Source organism: Vibrio sp. Isolate30 (assembly GCF_022397975.1).
GTDB classification, from domain to species: Bacteria; Pseudomonadota; Gammaproteobacteria; order Enterobacterales; family Vibrionaceae; genus Vibrio; species Vibrio fortis.
On sequence record NZ_JAKEUS010000001.1, the window covers coordinates 1,311,200 to 1,327,584 of the forward strand.

Here is a 16,385-nt window from a genome sequence, read left to right on the forward strand (position 1 = left end):
CAGATAAAACTGGCATTTTTAATACTCGATTCGCTTAACAAACTCCAGAAAACAGTAAAAATAACAATGAGGTAGACCAGAATTGACTGTTCGTGAGTGAAATATGTCACAAATTGACAATTGTATCACTTGTACTATTTTTAAAGCTCATGCAGAGGCTACCCCTCAGCACAAATCATACTCAGGCTTAAGGACACAAGATGAAATACATTATTATTGCTCTCTTTGCTCTTGCACCTGCCATGACGTTCGCCTCTTCACTGGCGACGCCCTATGTCCCTTGCTACGTTGATGGCGACTACGTGGGTAATATTGAACTCCCTGTTTGTACAAAGGACAACGGTTACTTCTACTTGGAATGATCGTAAAAATGAGTGACTGGTTGTTCAGTCACTCATCGTCATTTATTTCAGTTACGTTAAGATTCGGCAAAATATCCTAAATTTCATGGGCATCGCTTGAACTCAACGCCCTCGCATGAGATTGTAAATCCTTCTTTCCAAACAACTTGCCCTATTATGAAAACGACACAAAAGATTGCCTTAATCTCTGCATTGGTAGCGGCTCCCTTCGCTTCAGCAGACGTTGAAATTAAAGTCCCTTCAAGTGTGGACATCTTAGCCGTCAACGAAAATAAGCCAGACCTCGATGGTGGGCTTTTCTCATCTCATAAAACCATGACGCTGCCTGATGGTCAAAACCAGATCGTATTCCAATATCAAGTGGCTTTTGATCAAGGTAATGACCGCGAGTTCATCGACAGTGACACCATCATCGCGACATTCGACGCAAGCAACACAACACTGACATTCAACATGCCTAAGTTTCGCAATATCAGCGCAGCAAAAGAGGGGATGAAAGATCTTCAATGGAGCCTAGTCAACTCAGACCAACAAACGGTGGAAACCAAAGAAGACACGCTAGTGAAAAAAGGCATGCAGATTGGGCGAAACTACCCAACAGAAGCGGCGAACTACAATAAACAAGGTGGCGTTGCAGCGCTGACTACGGCAACGGCTTCGGTGACTACAGTCAACGCAGCGGCGGCAAGCACTCCAGTTCAACCTGTCACGCTACCAGCAAACGTAAAAGCATCAGACAACACTGCAGAAGAGATGCTCTATTTTTGGTATGAAAAAGCCGATGATGCAACGAAACAACGCTTCAAAGAGTTCGTGAACAAATAGTTTATAGTTGTTGTTTAAACGCTATTTGTTATTTAAAGACGGTTTTTCATTTCAGAAAATTAGTCAGTTAACATACGCTCTAAAACAGAAAAAGCTGGTTCACACACCAGCTTTTTTCGTTTTATACACCTCTGCTTTCGCCATCAATCTTTGTTGGCCATCCCAAGCGCTCGTATTCTAAAGCGAGCATATACGCACAGCGTTGTGACACTGTTGCCTTAATCCATACCCCGATACCGCAAATTTTGTATTCCAACACCGACATTTTCATTTGAACTTCCTATGACTCATTAGTGATTTATAATTTCCTGTCTTGAACTACAAAGTTATAGAAAACCAATGGGTTCGTATGTTCCAAAAAGAACACAAACCACTAATTATTGATATAAGTATGATTTATATCTCATTCGCTCGTTAGTTGTGGCATTAACGTATCGGAAGGATCTCTGAGCATTAAGTTCATGGGAGAAATACAGTTGTAGAGTACGTCAAAATCCGAAATCACTACTCTACCCCGGCGAGTCTTAATGCCTTTCTTCTTCTCTAAATTCTTCAAAACTTCATTCAGACGTGGACGTGAAATCCCTGTTATCGTGCTTAACTGACTCTGTGAGACATCAATTCTTGCAACATTACTCGTGCTCATGTTTTGTCTTGCAGCCAGCTCCAACAGCACATAAACAGTCTTTTGTTCCTTTTCATGAATAGAAGTTAGGTAGGCTTGCATCCATAGTGAATGGCTTTTTGTGGCACAGTGAAGCAGCCATTTGTGGATTTCTGGTACTTCTTCTGCCAGCTCACGAACTTTCTTACGAGGAAAATAGATCATTGAAATAGGATTAACCTCTTCCGCGACAGCGAAAAGTTGGTAATCCTTATAGATGGTTAACGCGCCTACCCAATCACCTCGACCGATCACTCCACCAGACATGTGATGCATGTTCTGTGTTGAAAAACAGAGCCCAGCAGAACCACTTAAGATGTAATAAACACCGGGCACATTCTGGTAGCGCTTTGTGATTTCTAGGGCATCGATCCCTTGTTTGAGCACAGCGATTTGCTTGAGGCGTTCAATCACTGTATCTGAGAGGTCACATGGCCAGTTGATCTGGTCGTAGAGGTGAGCATCTATCATAGTAGGCTCCTGAGAAGCGGCGAAGTCAATCATACATAAGTGCTTAAGCACCAACAAACGCGCTACCAATCACCAGAACAAACACATTTACATTAAAGTTAGCTCTTTAGAGCTCATACCCTGAACAGGTGTGATGAGTAATACTCAAAAAGTTAACGAAGCCGATTAAGTTCTTTGTTCAACAGTCCATTTAGTCAATGGTTTTGCGAAAAAGCAAGCTATCAAGCAAGCCCTCTAGCAACAACCGTAGATTTACTGAAAACGTTTCCTTTCCATGCAATTAAATGTCAGACAAGTCGTTTTTCCATCACAAAGTTATTCATGGTTTGGCCTCTAACCGTAATAGTTTGTTCGTTCACAACACAGAAACCAAAATGCTCGTAAAAAGGGCGAGCGGTAATACTCACTTCAGAAATAACCTTTTCTAGTCCTCGCTGATTCGCCAAATCCAAAATGTGTGACATGAGTTGACGTCCAACGCCTCGACCTTGGTATTCATGATGACAGAAGAAATGGTCAATCAAACCGCTGTCTTGTAAGTCTGTATACCCTACTACGACGCCATCTAGCTCCGCGACAAAGGGGCGGATCTTTTCCATCTTGTTTTGCCAAATCTCCAATGAAAAATCTGAAGGTGCCCACGCTTCTACTTGAGCTTGACTGTAGTGATTAATATTTACTTTTCTGACCGTATTAAAAAACAACGCCCAGAGCTTTGGAGCGTCTGCCACTTGATATTCTCTGATTTTCATTATGCAATCCCTTAAAGCGCCCCGTTATCATGACGTCTGAACAACATCAGGGAATTCAGCACGAGCCAACTCATGATAGATATCCGCCAAGTAGGTTCTCACCTCTTCTTCTTTAAGCTCATTGGGAAGCACCACATCATAAACTCTGACACGCAAAGACGTATCTGACTCTTTAAATAAAAGCCATTCATCGTTTTTACGCTGAACGGACATCTTCTGCCCATAAACATCAAAATAGAGAAACATACCCTTCCCTCGACTTCATTTAACTCATATCACTCAGTTTTTGAAAACTAGACTAACGATAAAAAACAGCAAGCCACACCGTCGCTTCATCGGCAGCCGTGCGCACCACCTTGTGTTTCTGATGCGCTTTAATATTGAGGTAATCACCCGAGTTCAGAGTCACTTCAGAGCCATCTTCAAAACCAATAACGCCCTGCCCACTGAGCACCAACACCCATTCATGTTCGTCTTGGTCATACCAACCCGTTTCTGGTGAGCTCTGCCCTTTAGAAACGATACGTTCAATTCGCACATTTGAAGTGGAAACAATGTCCTCAAATATTTCCTCGGGAATGTCTTTGGGAATTTCTGAAAATAAATTGGGCATAACCTCTCCACCTATCGCCAGTATTAATGGCTTTTAATTATCGTTTCACTTTCCACTCTTTGACGATCACCGTATATGCCTTCGTCTGTCCTAACACCACAGCTAACAATCATAGTGATCTGGTCACTATCACGCAGGCCAAGAAGCGCTTTAACTCGTTTAGAGTCGAAGCCTTCCATTGGACAGGTGTCGTACCCTTTTTCACGCATTGCATACATAAAGGTCATAGCCGCAAGAGAAACACTCTTATGCAAACAAACTCGAACATCGGTTTTGCTGACTTCTCTTACCATAGGTTTGTTGCGACCAAGCCACCAACTATAGACCTTACGCATTGCTCCTCTAATGCCCAATGCATCGTTGTTGTAAACCATAGGAATCAAGGTCTCATAATATTTCAGTGCGCGCTTTGCTGCTGCATCTTCTCTACCTTGGAACGCCTCACGTACTTTCTGAGCGTTACGCTGAGCGCGCTCTTTCCAGTTATGGGTTGTCGCTACAAACACCACCAGTTCATTTGCCGTCTTTGCCGCGTTTTGTCCCATACAGTATTCAGCAAGTTTTTCGCGCTTATCAGAAGAAATAACACGATGAAATTCCCACATCTGCATGTTGCTGCTGTTTGGGCTTAGCGTTGTTAACTCCAATGCCTTTGCGACATCATCATGGTTAAACTCAGCGTCCGCGTCATATTTTCTAACTGAACGTCGCGACGCAACGATAGACTCAAAGGATGGGTAATTCATAAAAGACTCAATCTCAAAAAAAGAAATATGTTACTCCAAGAAGAATTTGGAACAAGAAATTTCCGCTAGTTAATAGCGACTCAGCCAATAACTCCCTATAAAGCTTGAAACTTCGTTCTCTTATTTAATCATGATCACTCCCTTTTATTTGAAGCAGGTCTCAAATATTGAGCTAGGATTTATATTAATAGCCCTTACTACAAGGAAGTAAGCCGTGAATAAAACTCATTGTATCGTCCTGGGATGCGTAATTGGCTTTTCTGGTTTTGCGCACAGTGAGCAAAGAGACATCTACCTCTACAACTGGGATGAGTTTCTCTCTGAAAGTGTCATAGAGCGTTTAAAAGAGACCCACAACATTTCTCTCAAGCAACAGTTTTTTTCCGATGAGTCGATTCGTGACGAAGTGTTGTTAAGTGAACGCAGAGGGGCATTCGAACTGGTTGTGTTAGAAAGCGTAAAACTCAAAGCTTTAGCCAGACAGAATTTGTTTCATGACTTGAGTAGTATTCAGCAGGACATTTCAGAGAATTTCGAACCGCGTTGGATGAATGGATGCGGGAAGTATGGCATCCCTTACGCTTGGGGTACTTCGGGGATCTTGTATCGAAGCGATAAAATGTCTCCACCAACGTCTTGGAAAGACCTCTTACAGCCCGAACCCAAATTCAGTGGTCGAATCAGCATGTATTACGAACCGACTGATTTAGTCAGCACAGCGCTTCTTGCAAACCAATTCGATCCTTTTACCAATGATAACCAAGAACTCAGAGCCGCATTCAAAAGCCTGGAAGAACAAAAGAGTCACTTGGAAAGCAGTGAATATGTCATGGACTACATCCGAGATAAGGAACGTCTGCTAAGTATAGATTTAGCTTATGGCTATTCCGGTGATACCTATGTGTTAAATGATATCGACCCCGATGCATCTTGGGCATATTCAGTACCAGAAGAAGGAACAACGCTCTGGCTAGAGTGCTTATCAGCCATCAACAATGGCGATCTCTCGAATGACGCAATGACCATTATTTCCTTTCTTTCCCAACCTGAAATTGCCGCCATTAACGCCGAAGATTCTTGGTTTGCGACGCCAAACAAAAAAGCAAAAGCTCTGACTAGTGAGGAGTATCAGAGTGATGCCGAACTTTTCCCAACTCAAGAAGTTTTGGATCGCAGTTATTTATACAAGCCGTTGGAGCCTAATAGCCTCCAAATAAGAAATAGAATTGTAGATAGCTTGAGATAATACATGTCAATACTAAATCGAGTATACCTGTTCCTTATTCCTGCCTTATTTGCTGTTTTTACACTAATGGGCATATTTGTGTTTAATTTTGGCTATAGCCATGCCAAACACATGTATCTAGATAAGGTGCAGTCTAGTGTCAACACCGCCTTAGTTGCTGCGGAATATGAGCAGTTAGGGCTATCGATGCTGACCAAAGATATTGGGTCTTCGCTTCAATTCCTAAGATACATTCAAAATCCAAGCGACTACACCACCCTTTCACTATTAGAAAAACGAGTGTTACAGATTCTCAAACAGAGCAGCGTGAATCAGTTTGGGGATAGAAACGTCTACATCATCGACCCTAGGTTTAACCTCAAGTTATCGACATTGAGAACCAACCCATTTGAAGACCTCAAGATACCCGACAATATCTATGAAAAAGTATTCGATATATACACTTCCCTGATCACCAAAAATGAAGTTTCAGACCAAGGCTTTTCTTATATCTCTGTCACCGGCGAATTGAGATATGCCTACGTAGCAGCCTTCGACCCCTATTTGATTCCACAAGATAAACGCGTTAACGAAAGTCTCAATCGCTATATATTGATTGCTGACGGTCCATTAAAGCAATTATCGAACCTTCTTACTGAGTATAATCTGGATGACGATTTGCAAATCCTGATCGAACCACTGAGAGGCACACCCAATTTAGAAAACAAGCAGTTCATTATCAGGTCGATTGAGCAAACTGAAGAAAATATCACAGTCCAAATGGCCAGTGCTCACCTAGTCGCACAAGTGAACATTCGTACCACAAAGTTCAAAAATGAAGTCAAGGACATTGCCCAAACTACAATTATTGGCATCATTGCAACCTTAGCCGTCATTGTACTCATCATCCACCTAGTTGTACGATATCAACTCATTCGCCCTCTAAAAACACTACTCCAAGAGATCACGTTGGGAGGCTTAAAGTTACGATACTTTAAGCGTTCTTCAGGTCACAGCGAAGTCGACAGCTTGAAAAACGCTTACATCGACTCACTTACAGAGCTCAAGTTTGAAGCCGAATTTGATCAACTAACGAAGCTTGCTAACCGACGTTCATTTATCAGACACCTTGATGTTAGATTAGATAGCACTCTTAACTCACGCTGTTATCTAATCTGCTGGGACATCATCGACTTTCGTAAGATCAACGACCTTTACGGAGCAAAAATAGGCGACAGCGTTTTAGTCAACTTGGCCTCGGTACTGAAAGAAACACTGCAGAACCAACAAACATCCTACAGCTTCAGTTACAGTGATTATTCTTTGGCGCGCTTGGGAGGCAATCAATTTATCGCAATACTTGAAACTGAAGAGTCTCAATCAATCCAACAAGAGATAGAGAACATAAATAACTCGCTGACCAGCGCGACATTTGTGGATTACTACGGATTTAGACTCTCTATCGCTACAGGCGTGCTGCCTGTCGATACGCCAAACTTCAAAGAGATTTGGCATAGATGCGTCGATGAAATGCTCAATAATGCAAAAGCGCATAGTGATGGAGAAAGTAGAATCGTTTATGGCGAAGAGCTTCTTCATAAGTTGGAACGTCAGGACATCATTGAGAAAAGACTGCTTGAATGTTGCGAGAATAATGAATTCGAGCTCAGATTCATGCCAATCTTTAACGCCAAAACATTACAAATTGATGGTGCCGAATGCTTAATTCGTTGCCCGGTCTTATTTGATATTAACGCAGGCCCTGATGAATTTATTCCCGTCGCTGAAAAGAGCAACCTCATATCACGAGTGGACATGTGGGTGATAGATACCGCGGTGAAAGCGTTCAAAGAACTGTCAGAGAGCCATCAATATCAAGGGACGATTTCTATTAATATCTCTGCGATGGAACTCTATAACCGAAACTTTGCCGACAATGTCAGAAAAGTTATTGATAAGTATAACGTTTCCCCGGGTAACATCATTATTGAGATAACAGAAACAAGCTATGTCAAAAGCACAAAATTAACGGTTCAAACAATCGAAAGTATAAGAAACCTAGGGCTGAAGGTGTCTCTCGATGACTTTGGCACTGGGTATACAGCCTTTAACCAACTACTACACTACCCAATTGATGAGTTAAAAATTGATAAGAGCTTTATCGATGATATTGAATACGATAATGCGGACCGGAAAATGGTCGACTCAATGATCAATTTAGGTCACTCGTGTAATGCACATGTCGTTGGCGAAGGGGTTGAATCCGTTGAACAATACCAGTATCTACGCAACGCCAATTGCGACCTAATACAGGGTTACTTATTTAGCCAACCTCTTACCTATTCAGACTTTATTGATTTTATCGAGAATCACGACACTGAAGCGCTGCTCAATACTCACCTCAACCAAGACATTATCGATATCAACAAGAAAACACCGAAACAAAACTAACACCAATGCCAACGCTAGTAGCGATAAAAACGGGGTGACTAGATTAGCTAGCCACCCCTTCATTTATTTCGGCATGTTATTAAGCAGTTTGCATGCTCGTAATCAATTCCATCATATCTTCAGGGTGAATGTCTTTTTTATGCCTTACTGCCGCATCGATCATTAACTCTAGGTTGCCAGCAGAGATATAATCTCCAAGAACGTTGCTAAATTTCTCTTTCATCTCATTACTGTCTGTTTGCTCTTTAGGAACAAAGAACACAAACTGCCCCCCACTGCTTCTAAAAGATACGGTTTCTTTAGGCACCTTAGTCAGCAGAGATTTAGCGGCAGAGCTCACAACCAGATCGCCATATTCAACACCATATTTTTGATTGATCTCTTTTAAATTTCGAATTCTGACAAAGTAGAGATCAAAATTGCTGTCATTCGAATAGCGATCTTTAATGAATTTGATCAGAGATAACCTATTATAAAAACCCGTAATGTGGTCTGTGGTTCTAAGTTTGACATTATAAGCACTGTCAAAATACAAAATAGAAGCCGCTAGAATGATTAACATGACCAATACAAAACTACTCACGCGATTCACAAGAACCAGTTGATTAACAGTCTGCGTATTGTCTTCAATCACTGGACTTTGCAATCGAAAGTTATCATTAATAAAAGAAACCATTCCTTGATAACAGATTTCAATTTTTTTCTGGAGTGGCTCCTTCGGGATTTCTCCCTGCTCAACCAATTTTATAGACGATTCAAGCGTTCTAAACTTTTCAAATTCAGAGGTGAAATAAGGTTTAAAATTGGCTGAGCGAATAAAATTTGATGATTCATTGCTATTAATAAGAATATCAAACCGACTCCAAGTTATGTCGTATGCTAACCATAACTTCTCGTAGTCGATGTTTGTGGATTGGCTAACCGTAAGGAAGTTTGCATACTCCTTAACTAACTGAAAAACGAACCAAGTTGCTTCATTTTGACGGTTAGAAAAGTTGGAATTGATATCATTAATTTTGGTAACGCTGTAGATGTTAAGTGCAAGTACAAAAAACATTGCACTGATAATTGCGATTTTTGTTATTGATAACGATAACAGCTTTTTCATCATTCTACCTCGATAGGTGAATATCCCTAATTTGCCAAATCATTTTGGCATGGAAGTCGGTGTTATTGATATCGGGCTTAGAGCTCAAAGGGTAAATTAACCAAAATGGCCCTTTATCTCTCACAGACATAAACTCGCCATCTTGCTTGATCGCGATAATGGGTTTGTATTTCTTAAAGTCCTCGTTGGGAACAGAAATCTTATAATCATTAAGTGCGACTAAAGTGACATGTTTTGACATTGAAAGATCGATGCTTTTAAGCACTTCGTTCAAATCAACACCACTATATGATGACTGCCCTTCTATCCATGGTAATTCCGTTGATATTTCATGTTGAGGCAGTGACAAAAGCTGCTCTCTGGATAAACTATGTTTTTTCCCTAATTGATCGAAAATAGTCAGTTGTGACGCATTCACCGAAGCAAAAGGAAGAAGTAAAATTAGCAGTAAACTCAGTGATTTCATTATTAACTCCACTTTCATGACCTCGTAATAAATAGTCTAGTTCATATTTATCACTTGATGGCAATAGTGGCACAGCATTCCCTATGAATACGCCATTCATAAATCAAAACTAATCCAAATCCCCTACTGCTTACGTATTGCTCGACGATAGCACTATCAATATTGGGGAAAACATGATGAGTTTCAGCAATTACCGTTCAATCCAAAGGTCTTCGATCGTACTGTTAGTTACGCTGTTTCCGTTGACCAGTTATGCTCAAAATCCAGACCCACAATTCGAATTAGGCAAACAGAAAGCCAAAGTGTGCATGACCTGCCACGGAGAAGACGGTATCTCTACCCAAGAGCCCTATCCCAATCTACGCGGACAAAAAATGGGCTATTTGATCTCATCACTAAAAGATTACCAAACCCGCGAGCGAACCAGTGGGCTCGCTGTTCTCATGCAGCAACAAGCCGACGCTCTCACCGACCAAGACATCGAAGATATCTCCTATTTCTATTCACAACTCGGCAATGAAAAGTAACCTTTACAGGAGCTTGTTATGGAAAACGTGACAACGCAGTACAGTGTGAAGGTAGTTAAGTACTTCATTCTGGCATCATTCATTTGGGCGATTATAGGGATGTTAATCGGGGTGATTCTCGCAGCACAACTCTATTGGCCCATCCTCAATTTCGACTCTCAATACTTTCAGTTCGGCCGTCTGCGCCCGCTTCACACCTCCGGCGTTATCTATGGGTTTGTCGTTAATATCCTAATGGGGACTTCGCTTTACATCGCGCAACGCACTGGGCATTGCCAACTCTTCAACAAAAGCTTGGCGTGGATGGTGTTCTGGGGATGGCAACTCGTTCTATTACTCACATTAATTACACTCCCTGCAGGCTACACTACGTCGAAAGAGTACGCAGAACTAGAGTGGCCAATCGATCTATTGATTGTTTTTGTCTGGGTTCTTTATGCCATTCTTTTCTTCGGCACGATAGCGAAGAGAAAGGTCGGCCATATCTTTGTTGCCAATTGGTTTTTCGCGGCGTTCATCATCGTTATCGCGATGATTTTTATCATCAACAACCTTGCCATGCCTGTTTCAGCAATGAAGTCCTATTCTGTGTTCGCAGGGGCGCAAGACGCCATAGTACAGTGGTGGTGGGGACATAACGCGGTTGGATTTTTGCTGACAGCCGGGATCATCGGGATGAACTACTACTTCATCCCCAAGGCCGCTGATAGGCCGATCTACTCCTACCGCCTGTCTGTCATCCATTTTTGGGGCTTGGTCGGATTCTACACTTGGGCAGGAACCCACCATTTGATTTACTCTTCTGTTCCTGTTTGGGTACAAAACATCGGAATCGTGATGTCTTTGATTCTATGGTTGCCGTCATGGGCCGGTGCCTTCAACAGTGCAATGACTCTGCTTCAAAACAAAGAGAAACTCAAAATCGACTATATCTTGCTGTTCTTCTTCTCAGCAATCCTTTACTACTGCTTGGCCACATTTGAAGGCCCTCTCCTTGCGATTCGCTGGTTCAATATGCTCGCTCACAATACTGAGTGGGTGATCGGTCATGTTCATTCTGGTGCACTGGGTTGGGTGGGTATGTCAGGCATCGCAGTTTTCTACTACTTCATCCCTCGACTTTGGAATAAAGCCGAGTTGTGGTCACCGAGGCTGTTGAAATGGCACTTTTGGCTTGCGCATGCTGGTGTCGCTCTATACGCGATCGCGTTATGGGTGGCTGGTATTGGTGAGGGTTACATGTGGCTAACGCAGAACGACAACGGCGAACTGGTATACAGCTTCATCCAATCGATGGACTTTAAAGCTCCTTGGTTGTTCTTACGCTTCTTTGGTGGTGCCTTGTTCGTATTAGGTCTGTTGTTGATGGCCGTTAACCTCTACAAAACCGTTCGTATGCCGAGCGCACTCGTGGCAAAGGAGGCTTAGGTTATGAGTAAAGACTTCACTCAATCCGTTTGGATTTTGATTATCACCACCATCGTTGTCGCCTCCTTCTCACTGCTAGTGTGGGTTGTGCCTAACATTGTACGTACCGCAGACATAGCCGAAGGAAGTATGGCTAAACCCTTAACTGCACTAGAACTCGCTGGCCGTGACATCTACATCAGCGAAGGCTGCCACGTGTGTCATACACAAATGGTTCGTCCGCTTGACCCTGAAATTAAACGCAACGGCCGAGCAAACCAAGAAGCAGACGACATCTACGAGTTCCCGAATCTTTGGGGTTCAAAGCGCACCGGCCCGGATCTCACAAACCTAGGGCGAAAATACTCAGATCAATGGCACGTTATTCATCTTATAGACCCTAGACAAGTGGTGCCCACTTCAATAATGCCCGCTTATCCTTGGCTGTTCGAGCAAACCCTTTCAGGAGATGACATTGGGGACAAGATGACAACGCTGCGAACATTGGGCGTACCGTACACAGATAGCGAGATCAGCGAAGCTAGGCTGCAAGTGCGAGGCAAAACCAAAGCCGAAGCGCTGATTCGTTACCTGCAAAGTCTTGGTCAAGATACAGCACAGGAGGTGTCGCCATGAGTACATTCTGGAACTGGTGGGCGATCATTTGCACCCTCATCTTCTTTGTTTTAATGGTATCTGTGGTTGTTAAATATTGGCGAAGTAACCATAAAGCTGACCAAGACCATACCGTCGGCACATTTGACAACATTGAAGAGAAAGATGCGCCACCACCTAAGCTACTGTTTATAAGCTACGCTATTGCTTTCGTTATTTCTGCTGGCTACTTAGTGCTATACCCGGGAATGGGCGAATGGACGGGTCTAGTTGATTGGCAACAGAGCGACGACAGGTTGAGTTCTCCATCAACTTCGCTGGACGAGCAGATAGTATTACAGGCTAAAACAGACCTCAACACCCTCGCGTTAGTGCCTGAGATTGTTACCAGTGGGCAAATTCTGTTTCAAACTCACTGCGCAGCGTGTCATCGGGACAATGCCCAAGGTCAAAAACACTTTCCTAATCTCATCGATCAAGAGTGGTTATACGGCGGTGACGACAACGCCATTATCCATTCTATCGCCAAAGGCAGAAACGGCGCGATGCCGGGTTGGAGTGAAATACTAAGGCCCGATGAAATATCTAAAATCTCTTATTATCTCGCCTCTCTAAACCAGCGACACACCGATGTGCCAGAAGTTAAAGTCGAACTGGGCAAAAGCCTCTTCATCCAAAACTGCGCATCCTGCCATACTGACGGTACAGTTGCCAATCCCACTACTGGCGTACCCGACCTATCCGACAGCATTTGGCTCCATGGCGGCAGTATTGAAGAGATCCAACACACCATCAATTACGGTCTCAACAATTTGATGCCCGCTTTTGAAGGACAGCTGACAGAGAATGAGATTCTTGCCCTTGGAGCGTACATTCGTCGTTCAGAGCAGGTTGAGGTAGAACGGCTTGCGGCTTTAAAAGCGGATTCAGTTGAGCGTGGTGAGTATCTTGCACATGCTGGAGACTGTGTTGCCTGCCATAGTGCAGAAGGTGGTGAGCCGTTTGCCGGTGGCTTACCGTTTGTGACGCCATTTGGTACCGTCTACTCAACGAATATCACCCCTCACGCAAGCGAAGGTATTGGCCTGTATGACTTTGATGACTTCAGAGATGCGCTAGTCAAAGGTAAGGGTAAAGAGGGCTACCTATACCCTGCAATGCCCTACACGTCCTATCAATACTTAACCGACCAAGATATGGTCGACCTTTGGGAATACATGCAATCGATTCCTGCAGTGTCTCGTCGTAATGACGATAACAGCATGATTTTCCCATCGAATATCAGACTTGGACTGTTAGGCTGGAATATCGTCTTCATGGATACCGACCCTATTGACTACGAAATTCCTCAAGCGCTTAAAGAGAGCGTGGGTAATGTCGAAAAATGGCAACAAGGCAAATACTGGGTTGCTGGGCTTGGACATTGTTCTGAGTGCCATACGCCAAGAAACATTGCCCAAGCCTTGATACCTGAACGTATTTTCCAAGGAAACCTAATTGATGGCTGGAACGCGCCGGACATTACCGCTAACGAGCTCTATATCGACGGGTGGGATGAAAAGACGCTGACTGACTTCCTACACACAGGCCACTCTGACAAAGGCACCGCTTTTGCCGGCATGGCTGATGTGGTGAAAAACAGTTTGAGCCTAATGACACGGGAAGATATTGAGTCGATGTCGTATTACCTATTAAAAGGTGACACCCACAACATGATTGCCCCTGATGCTGTTCCACTACAACCCAAAGGCTTCGATGACGAAGCGTATCAATCCGACATCTATACGACCTATCGCCAAACCTGTGGCGCCTGTCACGGTGATGATGGTAAAGGTAGAGATCCTATTGCCCCAACTCTACTCAACAATGGGATCATTATGCACAGCGACCCATTCAATACCGTTGCGGTTACGGTACGTGGTCTGCAACCAACCTATCTTGATAAAGACAGAAACTTCATGCCAATGGCCAGTTTTGAAGAAGTTCTTTCCGACCAGAGTTTGGCCGAGCTCATCACTTTTGTACGTAAGAATTTGGGAGACAGACACGACCCTGTGACTCCCGAATATGTAAGAGAAGTAAGAGAGACATTGGAAGCAGCAGGCTATGCTGGCGGGTTGCACACAACCCCAGATATGTATGACCGAAGAGACAACAACATCCACATCAAATAACGTTATTTGTTGACGAATATTGCTGTTCGATACCAAAAGGGACCTGTACTAGGTCTCTTTTTTACATTATTGAGTCATTATTCATTAGAGATCAATCACTAAAGATAACGATTGCTTAACACATAATGCGATCGGAATCTCAGAAACAATACTACACAGAGTGCATAATGTTTTTATTTTTAACAGATGTACTAAGGACAGTTTATGGATAAATCCACTCTCATTTACAACACCCTTGAAGGGTTATCGAATGCAGAGCCGCAAGAATTCGCTCAAATTCGTCAAGATCTATACAATCGATTAGGTCTGACGTTCGAACAACAAACTGCACTTTATACAAGTGTTTTAGGCCCTGCCGGTGCCGGAAAAATTACTGACATCAACAATGCAGTAGAGTCTGCTTGTCAGATCCTTGGCGAATAATTGATATAAAATTAAAAACAACAAACGCCAATATTTCCCCCCGACGAATTCAAAAAACGCTGCTAAATTTAGCAGCGTTTTTTCGTTGTATCGTCATCAATTCTGATAGATAAAAAACTACTTGGGTAGATTCTCTATCGACTCAACCATCGTCATTAGCTTCTCTAAAATACGTTCACCGTCAGCTCTAATGCCATTATGCTCGTATTCATTAGTGATCCAGGCTTTTGAATTCGGAATCTTCGCGAGTGTTTCACGGCTATAGTCGAGTTCAACATACATGTCGTCCGCATACACAGCACACGCCATCGGTACCTTATTCTCGTTCAGTTGTTTAGGTTCGTACAAGCGATCCCAGTCAGATTTCTCAGCCAATAGGTCAGCCGCTTGCTTCAATGGCTTCAATGTTTCTAATTGATCAAACATCCATGGATAAACCATTTCACCCGTAAACCAGAACTCTTCACCCGTTTGATAATTAAAATGCGGATACTCATCACGAACACGATGTGCAGACCATTTTGATGCCGTACCTTGGCAATAGATCGACTCATGCAAAATAGCGTAAATAGGATTGGTGAGGTAAGCCTGCTCTTGCTGCATCTGGTTTAGGAAGCTGTAACTCAGTTGCTTTTCTCCAGCTACATCAACAAAGGCATTTTCCAGAGTGAAGTACATTGGTAAGTTAGCTTCGCCACCACCAAGATTAATGCCGATCAATTGGAACTGTTCAACCGTGAAGATCTGGCCGTTTGGCAAACGTACTTCGTTAGCAAGCAGGTGGTCTGCAATCTCTCGACACAGAGCCTGTGCTTGTGGGAACTGAGCGAAGAGCGCCCTATTCTTATCCTCTACACGCTTATAAGTCGCTCGATATACGTCATCGGCTTCGCGCTCAATCGATGGGATACCACCGGTTACATAGCAACGTAACAGACTTTGAGGAAACAGAGACAAATACGTCAGTGTGCAAAAACCACCAAAGCTTTGACCAATCGTCGCCCACTGCTTAACACCAAAATGTTCACGAATAGCCTCAGCATCGCGCACTATGTTGTCTGCACGGAAATGAGACAAATACTCTGCCTGCTCATCTGAACTCAAATGCGACAATGTTTGATGGCTGATCACCGAGCTATTGCCCGTTCCACGCTGGTCTAGTAAAAGCACACGATATTGTTGTAATGCACGCTTAACCCAACCAGATTCACCACTCATTCTTGGCGAAGGAAAACCGGGACCGCCTTGAAAGTAGACAAGCCAAGGTAGCTCTTGATTATCTTTTTCTAGATCCACCAGCTCGCGAGCAAAAACTTGAATTTGCTCCCCTTGTGGATTCTGATAATTGAGAGGAAGTTGAAAACTATGTTGACTGTAGAGCGTCGTTCCATCAATGAATTGTGCCTGCACGCAAGTATCCTTTATCTGTGACTAGGGCGTGTTGATCTTTCGTAGTTAATTTACGTTCGAAAGATCAACACGCCTGAATATTTATCATTCTATTTATCAGTGAGCCAATGCTGACTCACCTTTTCAAGATACTCGCAAGCTACCTT

The 16,385-nt window shown here is 43.2% G+C and carries 17 protein-coding genes; 9 read left to right on the forward strand and 8 right to left on the reverse strand.

The features are described 5' to 3' along the window. The first annotated feature begins 200 nt into the window (after nt 1-200). Nucleotides 201-362 carry a hypothetical protein gene (locus tag L1D60_RS05690; protein ID WP_239840137.1) on the forward strand — a complete coding sequence of 54 codons (162 nt, stop codon included), beginning with the start codon at nt 201-203 and terminating at the stop codon, nt 360-362. A 156-nt stretch (nt 363-518) separates the two neighbouring features. Beyond that, complete coding sequence (locus L1D60_RS05695) at nt 519-1,187, forward strand: DUF2057 family protein (protein ID WP_239840138.1); 669 nt, start codon at nt 519-521, stop codon at nt 1,185-1,187. A gap of 403 nt (nt 1,188-1,590) precedes the next feature. Here L1D60_RS05695 and L1D60_RS05700 read toward each other — a convergent pair whose 3' ends face one another. The 5 genes from L1D60_RS05700 to L1D60_RS05720 form a co-directional block, all read right to left on the reverse strand. Further along, on the reverse strand, nt 1,591-2,322 hold the full coding sequence (locus tag L1D60_RS05700) for a Crp/Fnr family transcriptional regulator (protein ID WP_239840139.1): 732 nt from the start codon (nt 2,320-2,322) through the stop codon (nt 1,591-1,593). Nucleotides 2,323-2,609: 287 nt separating this feature from the next. Continuing rightward, nucleotides 2,610-3,077 (reverse strand): GNAT family N-acetyltransferase, encoded by a 468-nt coding sequence (locus L1D60_RS05705; protein WP_239840467.1) that lies wholly within the window; start codon nt 3,075-3,077, stop codon nt 2,610-2,612. Between the two features lie 24 nt (nt 3,078-3,101). Next, on the reverse strand, nt 3,102-3,320 hold the full coding sequence (locus L1D60_RS05710) for a hypothetical protein (protein ID WP_239840140.1): 219 nt from the start codon (nt 3,318-3,320) through the stop codon (nt 3,102-3,104). Nucleotides 3,321-3,372: 52 nt separating this feature from the next. Further along, nucleotides 3,373-3,687 carry a cupin domain-containing protein gene (locus L1D60_RS05715; RefSeq protein ID WP_239840141.1) on the reverse strand — a complete coding sequence of 105 codons (315 nt, stop codon included), beginning with the start codon at nt 3,685-3,687 and terminating at the stop codon, nt 3,373-3,375. A 23-nt stretch (nt 3,688-3,710) separates the two neighbouring features. Continuing rightward, nucleotides 3,711-4,433 (reverse strand): nitroreductase family protein, encoded by a 723-nt coding sequence (locus L1D60_RS05720; protein WP_239840142.1) that lies wholly within the window; start codon nt 4,431-4,433, stop codon nt 3,711-3,713. 232 nt (nt 4,434-4,665) lie between these two features. Between L1D60_RS05720 and L1D60_RS05725 the strand changes: the two genes are divergently transcribed. Together L1D60_RS05725 and L1D60_RS05730 are read left to right on the forward strand one after the other, a co-directional pair. After that, nucleotides 4,666-5,679 (forward strand): spermidine/putrescine ABC transporter substrate-binding protein, encoded by a 1,014-nt coding sequence (locus L1D60_RS05725; RefSeq protein ID WP_239840468.1) that lies wholly within the window; start codon nt 4,666-4,668, stop codon nt 5,677-5,679. Between the two features lie 3 nt (nt 5,680-5,682). Next, nucleotides 5,683-8,109 (forward strand): bifunctional diguanylate cyclase/phosphodiesterase, encoded by a 2,427-nt coding sequence (locus L1D60_RS05730; RefSeq protein WP_239840143.1) that lies wholly within the window; start codon nt 5,683-5,685, stop codon nt 8,107-8,109. Between the two features lie 79 nt (nt 8,110-8,188). On the opposite strand, the gene L1D60_RS05735 is transcribed toward L1D60_RS05730, so the two are convergent. Both L1D60_RS05735 and L1D60_RS05740 read right to left on the reverse strand, forming a co-directional pair. Continuing rightward, nucleotides 8,189-9,217, reverse strand: coding sequence for a diguanylate cyclase (locus tag L1D60_RS05735; RefSeq protein ID WP_239840469.1), 1,029 nt, complete (start codon nt 9,215-9,217; stop codon nt 8,189-8,191). 4 nt (nt 9,218-9,221) lie between these two features. After that, nucleotides 9,222-9,683: a molybdopterin-dependent oxidoreductase gene (locus tag L1D60_RS05740; RefSeq protein ID WP_239840144.1), complete on the reverse strand. Its 462-nt coding sequence runs from the start codon at nt 9,681-9,683 to the stop codon at nt 9,222-9,224. A gap of 176 nt (nt 9,684-9,859) precedes the next feature. On the opposite strand from L1D60_RS05740, the gene L1D60_RS05745 reads away from it, so the two are divergent. The 5 genes from L1D60_RS05745 (at nt 9,860) to L1D60_RS05765 (ending at nt 14,829) form a co-directional block, all read left to right on the forward strand. Continuing rightward, the gene (locus L1D60_RS05745) at nt 9,860-10,210 is read left to right on the forward strand and encodes a cytochrome c (protein ID WP_239840145.1); all 351 of its coding nucleotides are present in this window, start codon (nt 9,860-9,862) and stop codon (nt 10,208-10,210) included. 18 nt (nt 10,211-10,228) lie between these two features. Beyond that, nucleotides 10,229-11,638: a cytochrome-c oxidase, cbb3-type subunit I gene (ccoN, locus tag L1D60_RS05750; RefSeq protein ID WP_239840146.1), complete on the forward strand. Its 1,410-nt coding sequence runs from the start codon at nt 10,229-10,231 to the stop codon at nt 11,636-11,638. A gap of 3 nt (nt 11,639-11,641) precedes the next feature. After that, on the forward strand, nt 11,642-12,253 hold the full coding sequence (locus L1D60_RS05755; protein WP_239840147.1) for a cbb3-type cytochrome c oxidase subunit II: 612 nt from the start codon (nt 11,642-11,644) through the stop codon (nt 12,251-12,253). Then, the gene (locus L1D60_RS05760) at nt 12,250-14,406 is read left to right on the forward strand and encodes a c-type cytochrome (protein ID WP_239840148.1); all 2,157 of its coding nucleotides are present in this window, start codon (nt 12,250-12,252) and stop codon (nt 14,404-14,406) included. Before L1D60_RS05755 ends, L1D60_RS05760 begins: the two co-directional genes overlap by 4 nt. Before the next feature lie 204 nt (nt 14,407-14,610). Further along, nucleotides 14,611-14,829, forward strand: a complete 219-nt coding sequence (locus L1D60_RS05765; RefSeq protein ID WP_239840149.1) for a PAS factor family protein — start codon at nt 14,611-14,613, stop codon at nt 14,827-14,829. A 117-nt stretch (nt 14,830-14,946) separates the two neighbouring features. Here L1D60_RS05765 and L1D60_RS05770 read toward each other — a convergent pair whose 3' ends face one another. After that, the gene (locus L1D60_RS05770) at nt 14,947-16,239 is read right to left on the reverse strand and encodes an alpha/beta fold hydrolase (protein ID WP_239840150.1); all 1,293 of its coding nucleotides are present in this window, start codon (nt 16,237-16,239) and stop codon (nt 14,947-14,949) included. Nucleotides 16,240-16,385 lie beyond the last annotated feature (146 nt).